Origin of the sequence: Winogradskyella sp. MIT101101 (assembly GCF_047126865.1) — a bacterium.
In the GTDB taxonomy this organism is placed as follows: Bacteria; Bacteroidota; Bacteroidia; order Flavobacteriales; family Flavobacteriaceae; genus Winogradskyella; species Winogradskyella ouciana.
Genome location: NZ_CP138982.1, coordinates 2,659,616 through 2,681,717, shown reverse-complemented (window position 1 = coordinate 2,681,717; position 22,102 = coordinate 2,659,616). Strand labels below are relative to the sequence as shown.

Annotated in this window: 18 protein-coding genes and 1 pseudogene; 2 read left to right on the top strand and 17 right to left on the bottom strand. The window is 35.5% G+C overall.

Annotated features, from left to right (window positions below):
• Window positions 1-18: 18 nt before the first annotated feature.
• Together SIB89_RS12045 and SIB89_RS12040 are read right to left on the bottom strand one after the other, a co-directional pair.
• Entirely contained in the window at window positions 19-921 is a 903-nt protein-coding gene (locus SIB89_RS12045; protein ID WP_412559974.1) for a FecR family protein, read from the bottom strand.
• A 48-nt stretch (window positions 922-969) separates the two neighbouring features.
• Window positions 970-1,494, bottom strand: a complete 525-nt coding sequence (locus SIB89_RS12040; RefSeq protein ID WP_412559973.1) for an RNA polymerase sigma factor — start codon at window positions 1,492-1,494, stop codon at window positions 970-972.
• 449 nt (window positions 1,495-1,943) lie between these two features.
• On the opposite strand from SIB89_RS12040, the gene SIB89_RS12035 reads away from it, so the two are divergent.
• Window positions 1,944-4,088, top strand: a complete 2,145-nt coding sequence (locus SIB89_RS12035; protein WP_412559972.1) for a hypothetical protein — start codon at window positions 1,944-1,946, stop codon at window positions 4,086-4,088.
• A 27-nt stretch (window positions 4,089-4,115) separates the two neighbouring features.
• A complete protein-coding gene (locus SIB89_RS12030; RefSeq protein ID WP_235898280.1) occupies window positions 4,116-4,601 on the top strand; it encodes a hypothetical protein in 486 nt (161 codons plus the stop codon).
• Window positions 4,602-4,836: 235 nt separating this feature from the next.
• Here SIB89_RS12030 and SIB89_RS12025 read toward each other — a convergent pair whose 3' ends face one another.
• From SIB89_RS12025 to SIB89_RS11955, 15 genes and pseudogenes are all read right to left on the bottom strand, one after another.
• A complete protein-coding gene (locus SIB89_RS12025) occupies window positions 4,837-5,277 on the bottom strand; it encodes a heavy-metal-associated domain-containing protein (RefSeq protein ID WP_412559971.1) in 441 nt (146 codons plus the stop codon).
• Window positions 5,278-5,309: 32 nt separating this feature from the next.
• A complete protein-coding gene (locus SIB89_RS12020; RefSeq protein WP_412559970.1) occupies window positions 5,310-7,088 on the bottom strand; it encodes an efflux RND transporter periplasmic adaptor subunit in 1,779 nt (592 codons plus the stop codon).
• Window positions 7,078-7,569, bottom strand: coding sequence for a DUF305 domain-containing protein (locus SIB89_RS12015; protein WP_412559969.1), 492 nt, complete (start codon window positions 7,567-7,569; stop codon window positions 7,078-7,080). The genes SIB89_RS12020 and SIB89_RS12015 overlap by 11 nt, the downstream gene beginning before the upstream one ends.
• A 24-nt stretch (window positions 7,570-7,593) precedes the next feature.
• Complete coding sequence (locus SIB89_RS12010) at window positions 7,594-8,304, bottom strand: PepSY domain-containing protein (protein WP_412559968.1); 711 nt, start codon at window positions 8,302-8,304, stop codon at window positions 7,594-7,596.
• A 3-nt stretch (window positions 8,305-8,307) separates the two neighbouring features.
• Window positions 8,308-8,895 carry a DUF2911 domain-containing protein gene (locus SIB89_RS12005; RefSeq protein ID WP_412559967.1) on the bottom strand — a complete coding sequence of 196 codons (588 nt, stop codon included), beginning with the start codon at window positions 8,893-8,895 and terminating at the stop codon, window positions 8,308-8,310.
• A gap of 17 nt (window positions 8,896-8,912) precedes the next feature.
• Window positions 8,913-11,414, bottom strand: a complete 2,502-nt coding sequence (locus tag SIB89_RS12000; RefSeq protein WP_412559966.1) for a heavy metal translocating P-type ATPase — start codon at window positions 11,412-11,414, stop codon at window positions 8,913-8,915.
• A 75-nt stretch (window positions 11,415-11,489) separates the two neighbouring features.
• Complete coding sequence (locus tag SIB89_RS11995; RefSeq protein WP_235898279.1) at window positions 11,490-11,999, bottom strand: helix-turn-helix domain-containing protein; 510 nt, start codon at window positions 11,997-11,999, stop codon at window positions 11,490-11,492.
• Window positions 12,000-12,050: 51 nt separating this feature from the next.
• Window positions 12,051-12,572, bottom strand: a complete 522-nt coding sequence (locus tag SIB89_RS11990) for a YybH family protein (protein ID WP_412559965.1) — start codon at window positions 12,570-12,572, stop codon at window positions 12,051-12,053.
• A 25-nt stretch (window positions 12,573-12,597) separates the two neighbouring features.
• Window positions 12,598-13,056, bottom strand: coding sequence for a heme-binding domain-containing protein (locus SIB89_RS11985; RefSeq protein WP_412559964.1), 459 nt, complete (start codon window positions 13,054-13,056; stop codon window positions 12,598-12,600).
• Window positions 13,057-13,653, bottom strand: coding sequence for a DUF3347 domain-containing protein (locus SIB89_RS11980; protein ID WP_412559963.1), 597 nt, complete (start codon window positions 13,651-13,653; stop codon window positions 13,057-13,059).
• A gap of 39 nt (window positions 13,654-13,692) precedes the next feature.
• The gene (locus tag SIB89_RS11975) at window positions 13,693-15,978 is read right to left on the bottom strand and encodes a multicopper oxidase domain-containing protein (RefSeq protein ID WP_412559962.1); all 2,286 of its coding nucleotides are present in this window, start codon (window positions 15,976-15,978) and stop codon (window positions 13,693-13,695) included.
• Between the two features lie 3 nt (window positions 15,979-15,981).
• Window positions 15,982-17,199, bottom strand: a complete 1,218-nt coding sequence (locus tag SIB89_RS11970; RefSeq protein ID WP_412559961.1) for a TolC family protein — start codon at window positions 17,197-17,199, stop codon at window positions 15,982-15,984.
• Window positions 17,196-20,975 carry an efflux RND transporter permease subunit gene (locus SIB89_RS11965; RefSeq protein ID WP_412559960.1) on the bottom strand — a complete coding sequence of 1,260 codons (3,780 nt, stop codon included), beginning with the start codon at window positions 20,973-20,975 and terminating at the stop codon, window positions 17,196-17,198. The genes SIB89_RS11970 and SIB89_RS11965 overlap by 4 nt, the downstream gene beginning before the upstream one ends.
• A 271-nt stretch (window positions 20,976-21,246) precedes the next feature.
• A complete protein-coding gene (locus tag SIB89_RS11960; RefSeq protein WP_412559959.1) occupies window positions 21,247-21,660 on the bottom strand; it encodes an HYC_CC_PP family protein in 414 nt (137 codons plus the stop codon).
• Window positions 21,661-21,846: 186 nt separating this feature from the next.
• Window positions 21,847-22,059, bottom strand: a pseudogene (locus SIB89_RS11955) (heavy metal translocating P-type ATPase); the annotation flags it as partial.
• Window positions 22,060-22,102 lie beyond the last annotated feature (43 nt).

Sequence of the window (22,102 nt, the reverse complement as noted above, 5' to 3'; positions counted from 1 at the left end):
AATAAGCATATATAAAATTTAGTTTTGCCCATTCCTTATTATGACCGTGTTAGTGTTCTTAATGGTGTAGGTCAAATTAAGGGGCTTTGTAATAGATTCTAGGGCATTCTCAAGATTATTGTGCTCAAAAGCACCTGTAAATTTTACAGTCATGTCAGATGGATATTGAACTTTTATGTTGTATTGTTTTTCTAGTTCATTAGCAACGGATTTAAGTGAAGCATCTTCAAAAACACTCATGTTTTTAAGCCAATAGGGCTCAGCGATTACAATGTCTGACTTTTGTCCTTTGCCTGAAGACAAAACAAACTCTGTACCAGCAGGTAACTCAACAGTGTTATCCTCATAGCTCACTTGCACCAAACCTTCATAACAAGAAACTTTAAAAATACGGTCTTTGGATAGTACATTAAACTCTGTTCCCAAAACACTTACTTTACCAAAGTCTGTATGAACATCAAAACGTTTACCTTCCTCCACATCAAAATACGCTTCACCATTAAGGTTTAACGATCTATTTTCATTCCAATTAGAACTATTGTATTCTAGCTGTGATAATTCGTTTAGGCTTACGGTTGAATTGTCAGGTAATGTGATAATTTCGTTTTGAGCCAAACCAGTCTTAAATGAACTTATTTGGTCTTTATTTATCAATGTAAATAATGCAAATCCCACAACAATAATTGCGGCTAAACTTGAAACAACTTTTATCCAATAAGTAGATGAGCTTTTTTTGGAAACTAAACGCTTATCAAATGCATCAAAGGATGCCACTTTAGCGTTGGTATTACCGTTGAACCTTTGAGCTTCCTCAATAATTTCTTTATATAAGTCAGCATCTTCCAACGCATGGAAAGCCTTTGACTCAGTCTCTGACAGGTCGTTATTTAACCACTTTTTTACTAATTGTTCTTTGTCCATAACATATGTTATATATTTAAAACAACTCAATAAAGGATTGTCCCATAATTATTTTCTATTGAGTTCTTCAAGTTCATCTTTGAGCTTATTTAAAGCACCATAGATTCTATGTTCAGCGACTTTTTTTGTGATGCCTAAAATTTCTGCAACCTCTTTATGTGTTTTACCATCTACTTTATTTAGTAGGAATGCAACGCGTTCCTCTTCTTTTAATTGCGAAAGAACACGCTCAAAACGTTTAAGGAATTCTTTTTTACGCAACACAAATTCAGGAGACTCATTGGTATAATCCTTCGGCTTTACCTTTTGATATTTTAAAACCACCTTTTGATGCTTTACCGCATTAAGCATCATATTGTTGGCTGTGGTATATAGATAGGTTTTGGCAGCTTCTGGTGCAATCTTAGCACAGTTTTCCCAGAGCTTAATAAAAGCTTCCTGAACCTTATCGGCCGGATTTAAGCGTTCCCCATACTTGTAAAACAATATATTGCTTAAGGATTGTGCATACGTCTCATAGAGTTTTGAAAATCGTATCTTATCACATATATCTTTATAAAGGGACTTTGGCATTACCAGTAAATTTCCTTGAAATTATATAAAATTTTTCAATCTCCTTTGGGACATTTCCAAATAAAAATGTTTTAACTATAAACTGCCTAAAGAATTAAGATTTGAAAATATCATGCAATTACAATGCACAGAAAGAACATCAAAATTCATTAAATCACTCGCTTTGATTAAGATAGAGGAATTATGGCAATGCAAAAAGAAAATAAAAACACTCGAATAAACACTCCAATATAACCACAATAAAATAGATCTCTATAAATACAGGCAAGCAAACCAAAGAATTGATAACTTAAAGTTTACTATTCTTAATCTAAAAGCATTGGAAATAAAGATGAATCAAAAATTTTAATTATTTTCTTGGGACATTCTTTTACTAAGTTGTTTTAAGAATAAAGAGGCGATTTAAAAGCCAATTAACAAACGAACTTAAAAATTAAAATAAATCCATTATGAAATCATTAAAACCAATTTTAGTAATAACAATCGGAGTTCTGCTTTCATTTACCTCCTGCAGAACTGAAGACGATGTAGCCATTGACCCACCAACAGAAGATACCATAGAAGCCAATTCTACCATTGCTAACCTTATGGCCAATGTGGCAATAAATGATGGATCGTTCGATAATATCATAGACAACGCAAGTTGCTTAAGCGTACAGCTACCTGTTACCGTAACGGTCAACGGAATAGAGGTAACTGTAAACGATGATGATGGTTACGAGGATATCGAAGATATTATCGATTTGTTCGATGACGATGTAGACTCCATTGAAATAACATATCCGATCACCGTAATTTTAGCAGACTACTCTACCGTAATTGTTAACTCAGATGCAGAATTAGCAGCACTCACTGTGGACTGCCCAGGTGAGAACGAAGATGATGACGACATAGAATGTATAGATTTTCAATACCCAATCACCGCATCCATATACAACGAAAACAATGATCTTATCAACACAATCACTATCAATAACGATAATGATATGTATGATTTTATAGATGATTTAGACGACTTTACCGCAGTGACCATTAACTTTCCAATAACCGTAGTTTTGGCTGACGGCAATTCACTGACCATAAATACAGTTCAAGAATTAGAAAATGCAATAGAAAATGCGGACGATACCTGTGATGAAGACGATGATAACGATTTTGATGATGACGATTGCGATAACTGTACCACATCAGAGCTCGACATGGTCTTTGCAGATTGTACCGAATGGACAGTAGATAAATTAGAACGAAACGATAACGACCTAGAAGACAACTATGTAGGCTATGTATTTGAGTTCAATAGTGACGGAACAATTCTAGTCACCCAAGGCGCCAATATGTTCAACGGAACTTGGGAGGCAGATGGTTCAGGCAATAATATTGCAGTGACCATCAATGTAACAGGTTTATCAGACTTCAATGACACTTGGAACCTACACGAAATAGATCAAGATCCAGGCGAAGTAAAGGTAGATTTAAGACTGGGTGATGACAGATTGCGCTTCGAGAGCGACTGCTCTAGCGATGGTGGTGTCGATGACTCAACATTGGTTAGTGCATTAACCAACGGAGACTGGTACGTCACCTACTTTTTCGATGATACAGACGAAACAGCTGACTTTGCAGACTACACATTCAATTTCGCGTCAGACAATACAGCAACCGCGACAAATACTAGTGGCACTACCAATGGCTCGTGGGCAACAACATCTGGAGACCAGACACAATTAGGATTAATCCTAAACTTTGGCACAAGTATGCCGCTAGACGAACTTGAGGACGATTGGGATGTCCTAGAAGTCACAAACGATATCATTAGGCTAAAAGATATAAGTGGTGGCGATGGATCCGAAGATTTCTTAACCTTTGAGCGACAACCTTTCGATGGAGGTATTGACGACTCAGCATTGGTTAGTGCACTAACCAACGGAGACTGGTACGTCACCTACTTTTTCGATGATACGGACGAAACAGCTGACTTTGCAGACTACACTTTCAATTTCGCATCAGATAATACAGCAACCGCAACAGACACTAACGGCACCATCAATGGCTCGTGGGCAACAACATCTGGAGACCAGACACAATTAGGACTAATCCTAAACTTTGGCACAAGTATACCGCTAGACGAACTTGAGGACGATTGGGATGTGCTAGAAGTCACAAACGATATCATTAGGCTAAAGGATATAAGTGGTGGTGATGGATCCGAAGATTTCTTAACCTTTGAAAGAAACCCATTTGATGGAGGAAGCGGCAACGACAATTTAGAGGATATCCTAACAGATGGCCTTTGGTTTGTGGCATCTTACGTCGAGGACTCAGACGACCAAACCTCAAACTACGCAGGTTATGAATTAGATTTTAACATCGATGGTACTGTAACTGCATCAAATGGCTCTAATACCAATAATGGTAACTGGGCGGTAATAAGTGGAGGTGACCAAATGGTTCTAAATTTTGGTACAGACTTGCCGTTTGAAGAGTTCAATGATGATGACTGGAATGTCCTCTCCGTCTCAAGTACAGAAGTGATCATTCAGGATGTAAGCGGAGGTAACGGCGGTACCGACACCTTAACACTACAAAAATTATAATTCTAAATCATTTTAAAATAATTAATCATGAAAAAAATAGGTAATATCGGATTGTTAATAATGCTAAGCTTTTCACTAATGTCATCCATGTGTTCTAGTGACGATGACGACGGAAGCTCAAACAACAACAACCAGCAAATAGCAGAAATAGAAGGCACAGCGCAATCAGGAACATGGAGAATCTCAAACTTCAATGATTCAGGGCAAAATGAAACCTCGGATTTTAACGGTTACAACTTTAGTTTCAACGCTGACGGATCACTTGTAGCAACAAATGGCTCTAACACTATGACAGGAACTTGGTCTGTGACAGATGATAGTAATAGTAGTGATGATAGCAGTAGTGATGACGATATAGATTTCAACATCTTTTTCCCGGTATCAGATAGCAATGACTTTGAAGACCTCAATGATGATTGGGATGTAGTAACAACCACATCTACAAGAATTGAACTCATAGATATCAGCGGAGGCAATGGTGGCACAGACCTGTTGACATTTGAGAGAAACTAATTAAAAATGGGAATAAGTTAGTAATTTGTCCCTTAGCTCCAGATTGTTTGATTAATAGCAGGCCAACCATGAGATTCATGGTTGGTTTTTTTTTGTGTAATACTTTAGATTAAATTACAATAACATAGCATAAAGTAAAAGCGGCACCAGAGGCACAACTTTTCAAACCCTCTAAGGCTTTGTTTTACAAAGTTTTTTTGTTTATATAAGAACTAAATTACAGACAACAAAACTTCTAATGATCGTGATCTGAATGGTCATCACTTTTTGTTTCGCCAGATTGATTCATCATCATATCGTGATCGTATTTACAACACCCTGGTAATCCTTCATACGCTTCTTCATCACCTGCAACTTTTTCTGTATCGTAACCTGAAGCTGCAATTGCTTTATGAATTGCCATAGCATCAGTTTTGGTATCATCAAACGTGACATCAATTTTCTTTTTATCAACGTCCCAATTGGCGCTTGCCACACCTTCAACACCATTAGCTGCCTTTTCGATAGTGCTTTTACACATACCACAATTACCTCTTACACCAAAAGACAGGTCTGTCATTGCCATAACTTCAGACATTTCAGTAGTTGTGGTTTCAGTTTCTTTTTTGGTTTCGTTTTTACAACTTGTTACACCTAATGCTGCGATTACAGCGATACTTAAAATTAGTTTTTTCATTTTCTTAAATTTAATTGTTATTATTTGTTTTATTATTCTATGACTTGTTTTACTTCACCGCAGGTTAGCATGGCATCACCAAAGTATGGATTGATTACTTTTTCTTCTTTGCTCAACCAATACGCACCCTTGTTGTTATCTGCCATTGGACAAAATTCTACATAGACTTTTTCATTGATTCCATATAATTGTACAGCATTGATTAGATGTGATGACAAATGCTTGAAATGGTCTCTTTGGGTTTTTATATCTGATGCTTTAGAAATAGAAGTTGCTGAAGATTTTATGTTGCCTTCCAATGACATCCAACGGTTATGAGTCTTATTATCTGACAACAATGTCATATCTACTTTACCCAAATTGTTTAATAAACTTCTAGCACTTCCTGTTGCGCTATTTAAATCTTCTTTTACTAAAGCATTTTTTAAAATGATATAATCACTATAAACTGCTTTTAATTGCTCTTGAAAATTCTTCGGTACCTCAACACGTTCATCCATACTGGCAAGGTCATTTTCTTTGTTGGATGCGTTGTTGTCCATTCCCATATGACCTTCATGACCTGTCATTGCTTTTCCACCGTCTTTATTCATCATAGACTTTTTGCCTTGTAATTGTGCTGCTGCATCAACAGTAAAGGTTCCGTTAGTTACGATTTCATTACCAGCAAACAAGCCTTCTAAAACTTCATATTGGTTACCCATTTGATTGCCTAATTTAATTTCACGCATTTCAAAAACAGGTTGGTTAGGGTTCGTTTTTAAATACACCACAGAGCGTTCACCTGTCCATAACACAGCAGAAGCAGGAATTATTATAACTTCGTCGTTATTCGCAGTACTACCTTCAATAGTTGCGGTTACAAACATTCCTGGTTTAAACACATCGTCCTTATTGTTTAAAACGACACGTAAGGTTACGGTTCTTGTTTTGTTGTTTAAAACTGGATCAATAAAATCGACAGTGCCTTTAAATTCCTTATTAGGATAAGCATTGGTGGTTATCATCACTTCCTGTCCTTTTTTAAAGCGGTCAATCTGATTTTCATACACATCAAAATTTCCCCAAACTGTGTTAAGATTAGCAATTTTTAATAAGGGTTGACCTTGCTTGATGTAATCGCCTTGTTCTACCAATTTTTCTGTAACGGTTCCAGAAACCGTTGCATACACAGGGAAGTTTTCTTTTACTTTTCCAGTTTCTTCAATCTGGTTGATTTGATTTTCTGAGAGCTTCCATAACTTTAATTTATTGCGAACCGCTTTGTACAAAGCAGGTTGCGATGCTTTTAAAGATGCTGCTGTAATCAATTCTTGTTGTGCAGCATAGAGTTCAGGTGAATAGATTGTTGCTAATAGTTGACCTTTTCGGACTTCCTCACCAGTAAAACTCACATTCAAACGCTCAATTCTACCAGAAAAGTAACTTACTTGTACCGAATTTGCTTCTTCGTTTTCAGCAATTTTACCAGATAGCTTAATGGTATTGTCTTCAACATTGCCTTTGCCAACAACAGTGGTTTGGATATTGGCTAAAGCCATAGCATTTTCTGTGAGTTTAAATTGGTCTGCCAACAAGCCATCACTTCCGCTTTCAGCAGGAATTAAATCCATACCACAAATAGGACAATCGCCTGGCTCTGGTTGCATAATTTGTGGATGCATAGAACAGGTCCACATTTGATTGGTTTCTTCAGTAGTATCGTGATTATGGTTAGTTTCCTCATCTGATGAGCCACCAAATAGCAACCAACCCAATAACACGCCTACTACCAGTAAACCTGCGTATATAACTATTTTACTATTTTTCATTCTCTAATCGTTTTATCATTGCTTTCATTTCTTCAATTTCTTTACGTTGTGCTTTTATAATGTCCTCTGCCAATTTTTTAACTTCCGGATCTTTAATATCTGCTCGTTCACTGGTTAAAATAGCAATAGAATGGTGAGGAATCATTCCTTTCATCCAAAGAACATCACCAACAGTTGATTTCTGGTCTCGTACCAGTCCTAAAGCACCAAGAAAGAGCACAATACTACCTATTACAATGCCTAAATTTTTCTTTTTATTGGTGTACATATTTTTCATGAAGAAAAACATAATCAGAGCCATAGCTGCAATTCCTAGGCAAACCATATAAAATCTGGTTAAACTAAACCAGACGTGGTCAAATTCATAAGTATTAAGATACATTGTGATATACATTGCTATAAATGATGACCCTAGCATTAAAAAGAATTTTGTGTAATTGCTCATTCCTTTGTCATTGTTTGTATGTTCATTAGCATTCATAATCTTTGGTTTTATAGTTAAACTTTATGTTTTTGTTTTTTTAATTATTTTTCTAATTGAAGGTGAAGAGGTAAACCACAATAAGAAGCCACTTAATACGGTAATCAAGCCTAAAAGTGAAAATGCTCGTAAAACAAGGGTGTTAAAATTGTCTCTACCTTCATAATCCATAGTATGTGTCATCCATAAAAAATCAAACCAACGCCAGGAACGATGTCTTACGGTTTGAAATTTTCCATCGTTTACAGAAACATAGGCTTTTAAAGCCTCATCTGTTTTATAGGAAATAACATAAGCAGGCAACAGTCTTTCTCTATACTCGTGATGCTTTCCAGCTTCAGTAATTTGCTCTACAGATTCTACCTCTAAACCATTTTTCATATAGTTTTTGGCAATATAGAGGGCTTCTTCTTGTGTAATACTATTTTTTGGACTTCCATCGATAGCGTTATACAGTCGTTTTTTGTTTACCCAATAGTAAGGCGTATTCTCAATATCTCTTAATTCAATCGTATTAACACCTCCTGATGCGCTAAGTTTTGAGGGACTTATTAAATTATTAAACGCTTTGGGCTGATACTCCAAGTTTTTGAATTGGTCTCCATGAATTTCATCAATATTCGTCCAACTAAAGTATAAACCACTAATCGTCCAAAACAGGAACTGAATCCCTAAAAAGAGACCCAAATACCTATGTGTTTTTCTAATTTTTAAAGCTGTATGCCTGTTTACCATTTTCTAATTTTTTATTGCAAAAGGAAACTCGATTTTAACTTTTTCCCAAGCCATTGAAATAGTGCCGCTTTCATCATCTATTTTATTGACCTTATATTCTAAATGTTCTACGGATTCCTCTAAGGTTATTGGTTTCACCTTAAACCTTACAACATCATCTTTTTCATCATATTCATCTTTACCATGTTGATCCCAATTTTTATTAATCATTACAGTCCAATCATCTTTAGAAGGAATTGTAAAAAATCCATACTTCCCTGCAGGAAGCGCTTTGCCATCTATAACTAAATCTTTATTAGTCTCTAACCAAGTCGCCATATGCGCTCCTGCTTGCCATACTTGGTCATAACCAACCAAACCACCAAAGATGATTCTATCCCTTACTCCTGGTGATGAATAATCAATATGAATATGAGCGTCACCTATCATTGCCATTGTTTCGGTATGCGGACTTAATGGTTTTTTCTTTGGTTCTTCAACTTTTTCATGTCCATTGTTATGATTGTGTTTTTGCTCTTCCAAGCTTGATTTTTCATTTTTACAACTTACGATTGTAAGCACTAGCACAATTAATAGGATTGGATTTTTCATTAGTTTTATATTTATAGTTATACGTTAGTTGTTCTTAATCGTAGTGCATTTCCAATAACAGAAACAGAGCTAAAGCTCATTGCTAAAGCGGCTATCATTGGTGAGAGTAATATTCCAAAGAAAGGGAATAAAACACCTGCTGCGATAGGCACACCCAATGTGTTGTAGATAAGTGCAAAAAACAGGTTTTGCTTGATATTCTTCATTACTGAATCGCTTAAATTTCTTGCTTTTACAATGCCGTTTAAATCGCCTTTTACTAAGGTTATCATTGCACTTTCAATGGCTACATCTGTCCCTGTTCCCATAGCAATCCCAACATCGCTTTTAGCCAATGCTGGTGCATCATTAATACCATCACCTGCCATAGCAACTACTTTTCCATTTTCTTGTAATTTTTCTACTTCTTTGAGTTTGTCCTCTGGTAGCATACTGGCTTTAAAATCTGCCAGATTCAATTCTGATGCGACTGCTTGTGCGGTATCATGATTATCTCCTGTAAGCATTATCACATCAATGCCTTTTTCTTGAAGTGCTTTAATAGCTTTGGCACTGGTTTCTTTTATCTTATCTCCAATAACCACATAGCCAACAACGGTTTCATCTATTGCTAAATAAGACACTGTTTTACCTTTTTTTTGATAGGTTTTTGCTTCCTCTTTCATTGTAGAGGTAATTTTTGCTTTGGCATATTCCATCATTTTAGGATTACCCAATGCTACTTTTTTGCCATCAATTTTTGCTTCAACACCTTTTCCAGTAACAGCACTAAAATCTTCTGACTTTAATATTTCTGCATTCTGATCTTTTCCATACTTAACGGTAGCTTCTGCCAAAGGGTGCTCACTATTCGTATTTAATGATACGATGTATTGTAACACCTCTTTTTCGCTTAAACCATCATTAAAAGTACCTATGGATTCAACTGTTGGTTTTCCTTCAGTAATTGTTCCTGTTTTGTCAACTATCAATGTATCTACCTTATCCATTTTTTCAAGAGCTTCGGCATTTTTTATCAACACACCATTTTGAGCACCTTTACCCACACCAACCATTACAGACATTGGCGTTGCTAACCCTAAAGCACAGGGACACGCTATAATTAAAACGGCAATAGCATTAACTAATGCATAGACATAAGCAGGTTCTGGTCCCCAAATAGACCATATTATAAATGTGATGACCGAAATGATTACTACGACTGGCACAAAATAACCCGAAACTTTATCGGCTAAATTTTGAATAGGTGCACGACTTCTACTGGCATCATTCACCATATGAATAATCTGTGATAATAAAGTGTCACTTCCAACCTTTTCGGCTTTCATTAAAAAGGATTGATTCCCATTGATGGTACCGCTACTTACTTTATCATCTACAGCTTTGTTTACTGGAATAGGCTCACCTGTAATCATCGATTCATCAATACTGGTGTTACCTTCCGTAATGACACCATCTACAGGAATTTTATCACCTGGTTTTACTTTTAGAATATCGTTGAGTTCTATCTCGTCAATACTGACTTCAACTTCCTCACCATCTACAATTTTTATAGCTTTATTGGGTGCTAATTTCAACAGTTCTTTTACTGCCGAATTGGTTTTACTATGAGCACGAGCTTCTAACAATTGACCTAAAAGCACTAACGTTAGAATTACCGTTGCAGCTTCAAAATAGACGTGTACCGCACCTGATTCCGTTTTAAATTGATCAGGAAATGCATCTGGAAATAGCATCCCAATCACGCTAAACAACCACGCTACACCTGCACCAATGCCTATAAGTGTAAACATATTGAGATTCCACGTTTTGATACTTTTGTAAGCACGTTCAAAGAACATCCACGTAGCGTAAAAGACAACTGGAATGGATAAAACAAACTGAATCCAGTTCCAATATTGCTGTTTCATTATGTCGTATAACGGATTGTTATGAACCATTTCACTCATTGCGATTAAGAAAATTGGCAAGGTAAATGCTGTGGCAATCCAAAACTTCTTTAATAGTTTTTTATAGGTTTTTTCTTCAGCTGAAAGGTCAGGTTGCATTGGCACTAAATCCATCCCACAAATAGGACACGAACCAGCTTCGACTTTGACAATTTCTGGATGCATAGGACACGTCCATTGTTCTGCTGAAGCTGTTGATAGATTTTGTTCTTCCACCAAATCCATTCCGCAAACAGGACAATCGCCTGATTCATCATAAGTTTTATCGCCTTCGCAATGCATAGGACAATAAAATGTGCCTTTGCCTTTCCCTTTTGGTTGCTCTTTCTTTTTATCTTTTGAATGTTGATTCTGTTCACCTTGTTTATGAATACTGTATCTGTCACCATCCTTTTTTAAGGCTTCTTGAAATCTTTCAATGGGAATATGTGATTCCATTTCTATGGTAGCTTCAGCCTTTTCTAAATCGACGGTTGCTTCTGAAACGCCTTCCACTTTAGAGAGTGTTTCTTCCACGTGACTGCGACATCCGTTACAGGTCATTCCGTGTATATGATATATGTGTTTCATTTTTAAATATTTTAGAATTATTAGGCTAAATTACAAGGACTTACCTTATAATATTATTCTAATTCTGGCTAATTTTTATACAATTTCATCCAAGGATTTTCTGTCACCATATTGTAAGTTTTTATAATCTGTCATTGACATTCCAGTAACTTGTTTAAACTGTTTCGATAGATGACTACTGTTTTTATAGTTAAGGCTATAGGCTATTTCTGAAAAATTAAGCTGATTCAATTGAATATACTCTTTAGCTTTTTCTATTTTCAGGTTGATAAAATACTTTTCAAGTGTTATCCCTTCTGATTTACTAAACGTTTTACTCAATGTAGAATAACTTTTGCCTATTTCACTCTCAAGTTTACCAAGAATTTCATCTGTATCATTTTTTTCAATATGCTGAATAAAATTAATTTTAATTTTTTCAATCAATGCCTTTGTAGGATCCTTAATCACTTCAAATCCTAAAGCATTCAACTGTGTTTCTAGCCGAACATAATCATTACTAGACTGTTCTTTAATAACAATTTTACCCAATTGTATAGATTCCACTTCATAGCCTTCATCATCCAACAAATTTATAATCGTCATTTTACAGCGATTACAGACCATATTTTTTATATGAAGAATATGATTCATTGTTTATTGATTCAATTTTTTAAATGAAGTATGTGAATGAATAATCTTCCAATCTCCATCTATTTTTTTTAAAATTGAAGTTGCTACGCCTTTACTTTCAATGGTTCGTTCTTTTGTTCCTTTAGCTTCATCTGCCTTTAAAACTATTGTATACAAATAATTTTCAGTTGTATATGCATAGGGCAAACTTACATTTACATCAATCTCATAATCTGAAAATGTAAAACTTTTAAAATGCCCAAGTTCTGGACCTAAATGACCATCTATATAATCTTTATAAGTTCCTTCTACTTTACCTTGCTCAAAAACGGTGGCATCTTGCGTAAAGAGTTGAAAAGTGCCTTCGGTTGTTAAGTTTTGAATGGCATCTTTATAAGATTTCATAATTTTCAACACTTCCTCTTTTTCATTTGTGTTGTCAACAACGACCTCTTTTTGAGTTTCGATAGTTGTATCTTGTTGTTTACTTTCTTTACAACTCACAATTAAAATCGTGAGTAATAAGACAAATATGGGTGGTTTCATAATCGAATATTTTGATGTTTGACTTTTAATTATTTAAATTTTCTTTTAAATCTGACATATACTCTATGAGTAATTTCTTTTCGCTTTCAGACAATTTTGCGTTTCCGTGAATTAATGTATAGGAATCCAAAGGCATTTCGCCACTTTCAATTTGATTAATGATGGATTTTAGTTTACTGTTTTTCCTTCTATTTGAATAATCATCCCATTCATTAAAATTTAATTCTGCCTTACCTTCTTTGATATGGTCTTCAAGAAACCAGGCTACCGGTTGTACCTTATTGTACCAAGGATATATTGTATTGTTACTGTGGCAATCATAGCAAGAGACTTGCAATTTGTTCTTGATATCATTTGGGACATCATTTACCAATATAAAGTCGGTTTTTGGAACAACTTCACTTTGATTGCGTGTTGTGGGTATAAATTGAATACCCACAAACGCCACCAACAATACTATTGCTATGATTTTTAAAATTTTCATTTAGTTAATTTCTCTTTGCACTTTACCACATTTCAACATTTGGTCACCGAAATAAGGGTTTCTAATTTCTTCGTTCATACTTAACCAAGCACCACCTTTATTGTTATCATACATTGGGCAGAATTGCTCATAAAGCTTCATCCCTGTTCCCGTAATGGCAACCATATCTGTAACATCTTTACTCAATACTTTGAAATGCTCACGCTGATGCTTGATGTCACTTTCTGAAATATGCTCTGCGTGTTCCGTAGCATCTTCGATAATGTCATTCAATTCTGATTTTTCACTTTCAGAATATTTTGATGCATCAAAAGATTTAAGAGATTTAACCAATGTGCCTCCCAATTCCTTTGCTTTATCATTATCATCGCCTACGAGGGCATCTTTTAAGTTGAAATAATCTTTTAAAATTGCTTCTGCTCTTGTGTCTTGATTGTCTATCATTGCCATATCGTCCTTGTCATCTACAGATTCTTGATTTACCTGATTATTACCATTTGTAACAGATTCATTTTTATTTCCATCTTTACAGGAAATTGTTAACATCATTGTGGCAGCAAGTGCCATTGTACCTATTGTTCTTTGTACTGTTTTCATAAATTTTGGTTTTAAAGATTATTATGTATTAATTATTATTTAAAATCTGGCTAAAAGTCCACCACCCCAACCATATCGGTTGTTATAATTACCTTGTATTGAAAAATTTCTAGATAAGATGTACGATGCTCCAATTAACCATTGCGTTTCTCCTTGATAAGATTTGTTATTTTCTAAATCATTGACCCATCCAAAATCCGCTCTATACTCGTATTCTCCTTCGAGAAAAATTCTAGGAAAAATCAATAGTTCTCTGTCCAAACGTATTCTTGGGCGCAGTTGATTATCCATACTCACATCCACATTAAACCTATAAGGCGTGAAATATTTAACTCCAACCAATCCCACAGTATTGAATGTATCATAAGAATCTGGTGTTGAAGTTTCGGTATTTACGCCTGCATACACGCGTACCCAATCATTGAGATATCTGTTATAATTTACTTCTATCTCGGCATTTTGGTTATAATCAAACTCGGCACGTAGTCCAAATTCGTTGCGGATGTTGCTCGACATCAATAAAAGTTCATTAAAGTTTGAACCTCCACGAAGCATTCCCCACGAATAGTAATGGTCTGTCTCGTCAATTAGGTTTTGTACTGGATAAGGTTTCATCCTTTCATCTCGTGGTGTATCATAGCTAAATACTCTTGCCATACCACCCATCATATGATATAGTACGTGACAATGAAAGAACCAATCACCATATTCTTCGTTATAAAATTCGATGACCACTTTTTGCATTGGTGGTACGTTAACCGTGTGCTTTAATGGTGAACGCTCTCCATTTTCATTAATCACCCTAAAATAATGACCATGCAAGTGCATTGGGTGGTGCATCATTGTCAGATTATTTAAGGTAATCCTTGTAACCTCATCACTTTTAATTTTAATCTTGTCTGTTTCGGATAATGGTGTGCCATTCATACTCCAAACATAGCGTTGCATATTACCAGTTAGATTCAGTAAAATTTCATTTACTGGCACATCAGTCTTAAAAGTGGTGTTTTCCTTTGCCTTTAAAAAATCATAATTGAAATAAGTTTTACGTGTATCATAATTAAATGAAGCGGTGTCCTTTTGCATCGTAGACATCTTATGATTCATTGGCGTCGCATCCTTTTTCATTTCCATATTCATTTCATTCTCCATCTTCATCTGTCCGTCTTTCATATCCATATTCATCTTCATTCCATATTTCTGCATTAGGGCTTTGGGGGTATTTCTATTTTTATTTCCCACTAAAGCAGGTGCACCCATCTTCATATCCATTTTTGCCATTTGCTTCATCATAGCCACTTTATCTGGTCTGTCTATTACAGTTGCTGGATACAATTTTCCGCTACCCAAGTGAATGGACGTATTACCAGAACCATCTTGGGCTGTTGCGGTAATTTCTAATGTACCTTCTGGAATGGTTACAATCACATCATAGGTTTCGGCAATTGCAAAAAGAAATCGGTTTTTATATTCTGGTATTACATCCACACCATCACTCGCAACTATCATCGGGTTACCACCACCAAAATCCACCCAATAATAAGATGAAGCAGATGCGTTGATAAAACGTAGTCGTACTTTTTCACCTGTTTTAAACTCTGGATATTCTGCAAGTTTTTTACCATTGGCTAAAAACGCAGGATAGTAGATGTCTGCAATATCAGCGCCTTCCATTCTATCGCGCCAAAATTTGAATTGTGCGCCTAATGCACCTTCTTTTATAACTCTGCTTAATGGTACTGCTGTCCCTTTTTTAACCTGATACCATTCGTTTCCTCGTTTAAGGTTTCTCAGTACATTCATTGGTTTTTCGTTGGTCCAGTCAGATAACACTATAACCAAATCTTTGTCGTAGTCCAACGTCTTTTCTTTAGGATGAATGACTATTGAGCCATAAACTCCTTTTTGCTCTTGCAACATCGTATGGGAATGATACCAATATGTACCAGATTGGTTGATAGGTATTCTATATTGAAATGTAGTATTTGGTTTTATAGGTGGTGTTGTCAAATAAGGAACACCATCATAAAAATTAGGAAGTATTAAACCGTGCCAATGTACAGAGGTTTCTTCATCCATTTTATTGGTTACATTAATAATAGCGAGGTCACCTTCATTAAATTCTAATGTAGGACCTGGAATTCCACCATTAATTGTCATTCCATTTGCGGTTACACCTGCAAGGGTTATTTCATTTTCTTTTATAGTAAGGTTATACGCTTTAATGTTTCGACCTTCTTCCTTTCTATCTTCACCATTTGTCCCAACTTGGGCGAATGTAATTGAAGTTAAGAATAAAAGAAGTATTGTGTTAAATGTTTTCATTGTTTACTTAATTAAATAATTAATAATAGTTGTCTGCAAATAATAGGTCTTTACAGATTCTATTTGATTCATTTGAAATTTTAACTGCAACTCTTGTATATCTAAAACATCATTAAAATCAATCGTTCCTGTTTCATAGCTTTTGATTAAAATATCTTCTGCATCCTTAGCTTGTTTTAAGTTTTTGGTTTGGGTAGCATAGCTTATTCTTGCTGAAATACGTTCGTTAACCGCTTTACTTAATAGCGTTTCCAGGGTATTTAGTCTTTCTTGTTTTTGAGCAGTAATTTCCAGCTGTTGCAACTCATTTTGTTTGGTTTGGGATTTATATTTTTTATTGAAAATAGGGATAGACACAGACACCATTGGCATGACAATATCCTTTCCGTTATCACTAAAATCCATTTTTGGTCTTTCAGCAACATTGATATAGTCTAAACCAAAACCAATCATAGGACTGCTTTCTTTTTGATTCAATAATTCTGATTGTTCTACTGATTGATAGAGCTTATCATATTTCAACAATTCGGGATGTAATGCTAAATTTTCTGTAGTAACATCAAAGTCTTCAGTAGGTATCATTAAACTATCTACCACATTCACGGTAACATCATTATCTCTATTCAATAGATTATTGAAGTTAGTCTGTTCTGCTAAAAATTGTCGTTGCAATACGTCTTTTAATTGTTGCATTTCGTTCTGACGCATTTGCAATCGCAATACATCTACTGCGGATGCTTTACCAACCTCAACAGAAGTTAAAGCTAAAGTTTCGTAAGTTTCTAAAAGGTTGATGTTTTCGGTTAACACCTCTTGTTTTGCTTGGTTAGCATACAAATTGTAATAGGATTGTGATACCGAAGCCATTAGTTTTCGCTTTGCGATAACGATGTCCTCGTATTTTGCATTAGCTAATGAACTCACGTAATTTTCTCGTGAAGTAATGGTACCAAACCACGGTAACATTTGTTTAGCTGACACCTTAAAGCGTTGTGCACCTGTTCTGGTTTCTGGTTCACTTACAAAATATCCTACGCCGAATTCAGTATTCGGAATGGTATTGACTTCGTTGACTTTTTCAGAAGCTCTTTTGTATTGCAATTCAAACTTTTGAATTTCAGGATTGTTTGACTCTGCTTCTTGGATGTAGGATTGAAGCTCTTGTGCTTTCGCCAAAGCGGAAACAAACAAAATACTGATTATTACAATTATATGTTTCATTTTGATGTTCTTTTAAGTTGAACTTCTGCTTTCAAGCTGTACAATACTGGTACAACAAATAAGGTGATTAACGCAATTAGCATTCCGCCAAAACTTGGAATTGCCATAGGAATCATTATATCGCTACCTCGTCCAGTGGATGTGAGGATTGGTAATAGTGCTAAAATAGTTGTTGCAGTGGTCATTAAACAGGGTCTGATTCGTTTTTCACCTGCTTCAACTACTGATGCTCTAATCTCTTTTTTATTATCTGGTGTATTTCTATTGAATGTTTGCGTTAAATAGGTTGCCATTACCACACCATCATCAGTTGCAATTCCGAAGAGTGCAATAAACCCAACCCAAACCGCTACACTTAAATTAATTGGGTGCATTTGGAATAAGTCGCGCAGATTTTTGCCAAAGAAATTAAAGTTTAAAAACCAATCTTGACTATACAGCCATATCATTATAAATCCACCTGCAAATGCGACAGCTATACCTGTAAATACCATTAATGATGTGCTTACAGAACGGAATTGAAAATACAGAATCAAGAAAATAATGGCCAATGCTAAAGGCACAACAACCGATAAGGTTTTTTCTGCTCTTAGTTGGTTTTCATACGTTCCTGTGAATGCATAGTTGATTCCTTTTGGTACAATTAATTCACCAGAATCTATCTTTTCTTGAATTAAGGCTTGTGCATTTTCTACGACATTGACTTCTGCAAAACCATCCAGTTTATCAAATAAGACATAACCTACCAAAAAGGTATCTTCACTTTTAATAACTTGTGGACCTTGTTCGTAACGAATGGTTGCCAATTCACTTAATGGCACAGGACTTCCTTTTTCAACTGGAATGTAAATTTGTTGTAAATCGGTTGGGTCTGCTCGTAATTCTCTTGGATAACGTACACGAACACCATAACGTTCTCGACCTTCTACGGTTTGCGTTAAGACCATTCCGCCAACTGCAACTTTTAATACATTTTGTACATCATCAATGGATATACCATAGCGTGCTATTTTCTCTCTGTCAATATCAATTAACAAATAGGGTTTACCAACAATACGGTCCGCAAAAACAGCTTCTTTTTTAATGCCTTCAGCCTCCTTGATAATGTTTTCTAATTGTACACCAAACGTTTCAATCTGTTTTAAATCCTGACCTTTCACTTTGATCCCCATGGGTGCACGCATTCCTGTTTGTAGCATTACCAGTCGGGTTTCAATAGGTTGTAGTTTCGGTGCAGAAGTCACACCAGGTAACTTTGTAACTTTCACAATTTCATTCCATATATCGTCTGGTGATTGTATTTCTGGTCGCCAGTTACGGTAGAACTCGCCATCATTGTCTGGAATGAGTTGAGACCTTTCGACTGCGCTCAAGATGACATTTTCAGTGTTATTTGGATTCGCTAGTAAACGTCCATCTTTCAATTCAAATAAACCATCATCATTGACTTTATAGCGTTGACGCTTTCCGTATTCATTCAGCATATATTCTGGTTTGTACTGAATGATATTTTCATACATTGATAGTGGTGCTGGGTCTAAAGCTGATTCTGTACGACCTGCTTTACCAACTACGGTTTCAATCTCTGGAATACTGGCGACAGCCATATCTAATTGTTGTAAAACCCGTTTATTTTCTTCTACGCCAGAATGAGGCATCGAGGTTGGCATTAATAGAAATGAGCCTTCATTCAATGAGGGCATAAACTCTTTGCCTGTGTTTTTCATAATGAAAAAACCTGCAATGACGATTGCTGTTGGGACAGACAAAAAGAGGAACTTATTATCTAAACACCACCTTAAAATACGTGTGTAGTATTTGATAAACAACGAGAAAACCCCTAATAAACCGAAACAAATAACACCTACGAAAATGAGATTCCAGAAAATGCTTTTATCCACACCTAATGGTCTCCAATATTCGGCTAACAAGAATACTATTGCTGATGCAGAAATAATAATATTAATACGATTAGCTTGCTTGTCTGTTATCTTATTTTGAAGATTAAGACCTGCTGTAATTCCAAACGCTATCAAGATCAATCCTAACCAATACCCATAGACTATTGCTACGATTCCCAATGCTATTAAAACGCCATTTAAAACATATTTAAAAGTGTTTTTAATGTTTTTCTTTCTGAATAAGAATGCAGCAAACGGTGGAATCAAAAATAACGCAACAATAATGGATGCTGTTAATGCAAAGGTTTTTGTAAATGCTAATGGTCTAAACAGTTTTCCTTCTGCTCCAATCATTGTAAATACTGGAATGAAACTGATAATGGTGGTCATTACTGCGGTTACGATAGCACCAGAGACTTCCGCTGTTGCGTTGTAAACTATCTGGTTAATTGATAGTTTGTCATTCTGAACATCGTGAAGAATCTCATTATGAGATTCCTCGTCGCTCGTTCCTCGCTCTGTCGGAATGACATTCTCGTTTTCATCTAAATGCCGAATGATGTTTTCTGATAGTATAACACCGACATCGACCATGGTACCAATAGCAATAGCAATACCAGACAAGGCGACAATATTGGCATCAACACCAAAGAGTTTCATCGCAATAAACACCATTAAAACCGCAACAGGTAATAGTCCAGAAATTAATACGGATGCTCGAAGATTAAAAACCATAATGATTATGACCAGAATGGTAATCAATATTTCAAGAGTTAAGGCTTCATTAAGCGTCCCTAATGTTTCTTGTATCAGTTCTGTTCTGTCATAAAAAGGCACTATGGTTACTTGGGAAGTTCTGCCATCTGCTAATACTTTTGAAGGTAATCCCGCACTTAATTCGTTGATTTTATCCTTTACGTTATTGATGACTTCCATTGGATTTGCTCCATATCTCGCTACCACAACAGCACCAACAACTTCAGCACCTTCCTTATCTAATAAGCCACGTCGTGTTGCAGGACCTAAAGAGACTTTTCCTATATCCTTTATTTTAATAGAAGTGTAATCTTCGGAAGTGACTACTGCATTTTCGATGTCCGAAATGGATTTAACATAACCCAAACCACGAACTAAATATTCGGCTTGATTAATTTCCAAAGTCTGTGCACCAATATCTTTATTACTTTCTTTAACTGCTTTTACGACGTGATGCAATCCAATATTATATTGACGCATCAATTCTGGATTCACGTCCACTTGGTATTCCTGAACATAACCACCAATAGAAGCGACTTCAGATACACCACTTGCAGACGATAGCGCATACTTTACATAGTAATCTTGAATACTGCGTAACTCTTGTAAATCCCAACCACCAGTTACGTTTCCGTTTTCATCACGACCTTCAAGCGTATACCAAAATATTTGACCTAATCCGGTAGCATCTGGACCCAAAGCAGGATTAACACCTTCTGGTAATAAACCACTTGGTAAGGAATTGAGTTTTTCGAGAATACGACTTCGACTCCAGTAAAATTCTATGTCTTCTTCAAAAATGATATAGATACTTGAAAAGCCAAACATAGAGGAACTACGAATGGTTTTTACTCCAGGGATACCAAGTAAAGATGTTGTGAGTGGATAGGTGATTTGGTCTTCTATATCTTGTGGCGAACGACCATCCCATTTGGTAAAAACGATTTGTTGGTTTTCACCAATATCTGGTATGGCATCTACAGCCACAGGATTACTTGGTAAGAAACCTGTATCCCAATTAAAAGGTGCGTTTACCGTTCCCCATCCTACAAAAAGGACGAGTAGTAGAACTGCAACGAGTTTGTTTTCTATTAAAAATTTGATGCTTTTATTTAGCATTAGCTTTGATTATTAAACAGTTAGACATTGGTTTGACACCTAATAAACTTCAAAATAATCGATTGAATTAGTTTCTATTTCCTTTATATTTCAATATAAAATAGAACCGTAACTTTGGCTATGCTTATATTTTCTATTTCATCTAAAGAAAATATAATTCAAATTCACTATCAATCATTTTAAAATTCATTCGGTATTAAGAAAACACCGAATACAGCGAATTATCCTTACGACATAAAGCCATAGGATAAAACAGTCTATTGTTTAAAAATCAAATTAAATAAGTCTCGTCAATCTTGTAGAGTTGCCTTATGACGAGTGGCGGTTTGTATTCTTCGTAAGAAGAAACGTTATTTTCTAAACCTTCAAAAAGGTTAATGTAAGTGTAAACAAATGAAGCTATAAATACTTGTTGTTCAAATGTGATTTTGTCAACTTGCAATTGTAATTCATCTTGACCTTCAATTGTTAATTGTTCATCATCACAACAATTTTTCTTGGTAATAGAACATCCTTCAGTAGATGGTTTTTCCATTTCCATTCCGCAACCTTTGGCCTTATGAAAAATAGCAGTTTCTACTAACGTATCTCCGCAATAATGCATATTCACAGTAAATAACATTGTAGAGCATAACACTACAAAAGCCATTGCTAAAGACATTATTTTATGGAAAAATTGCTTCATATCTATTTGCGAAGTTACGAAATTTTAACAACTCAATATTTTGTTTAACAGAAGTTTAATGTACCAACAACCCTAATCCCAAGGCAACCACTGTAGCTTAACAGCATTCAAAATGGCTAAAAGTGCCACGTTTAAATCTGCAAAAACAGCTTTCCTCATGGTAGCTAAACCACTTAATCCTAAAATAAATACAATGACTTTAACACCTTCGGGATATTCGCCAATGATAAATGCACCAATTGTTGCAATAGACATTAAAAAGAACTCGGTAAAAGCATCTCCTTTTATAAGGCTTTTCCATCCTTCTTTGATTACTGGAAATCCAACAGGAATATAAGCTTAAATGTGCCCAACTACTCGAATCCACCCTTCAAATTGAGGAATCACATCAAAATAGTCTCAACTCCTTTTGAAAAGTTAAAATCATCTAGAATGTATTCAA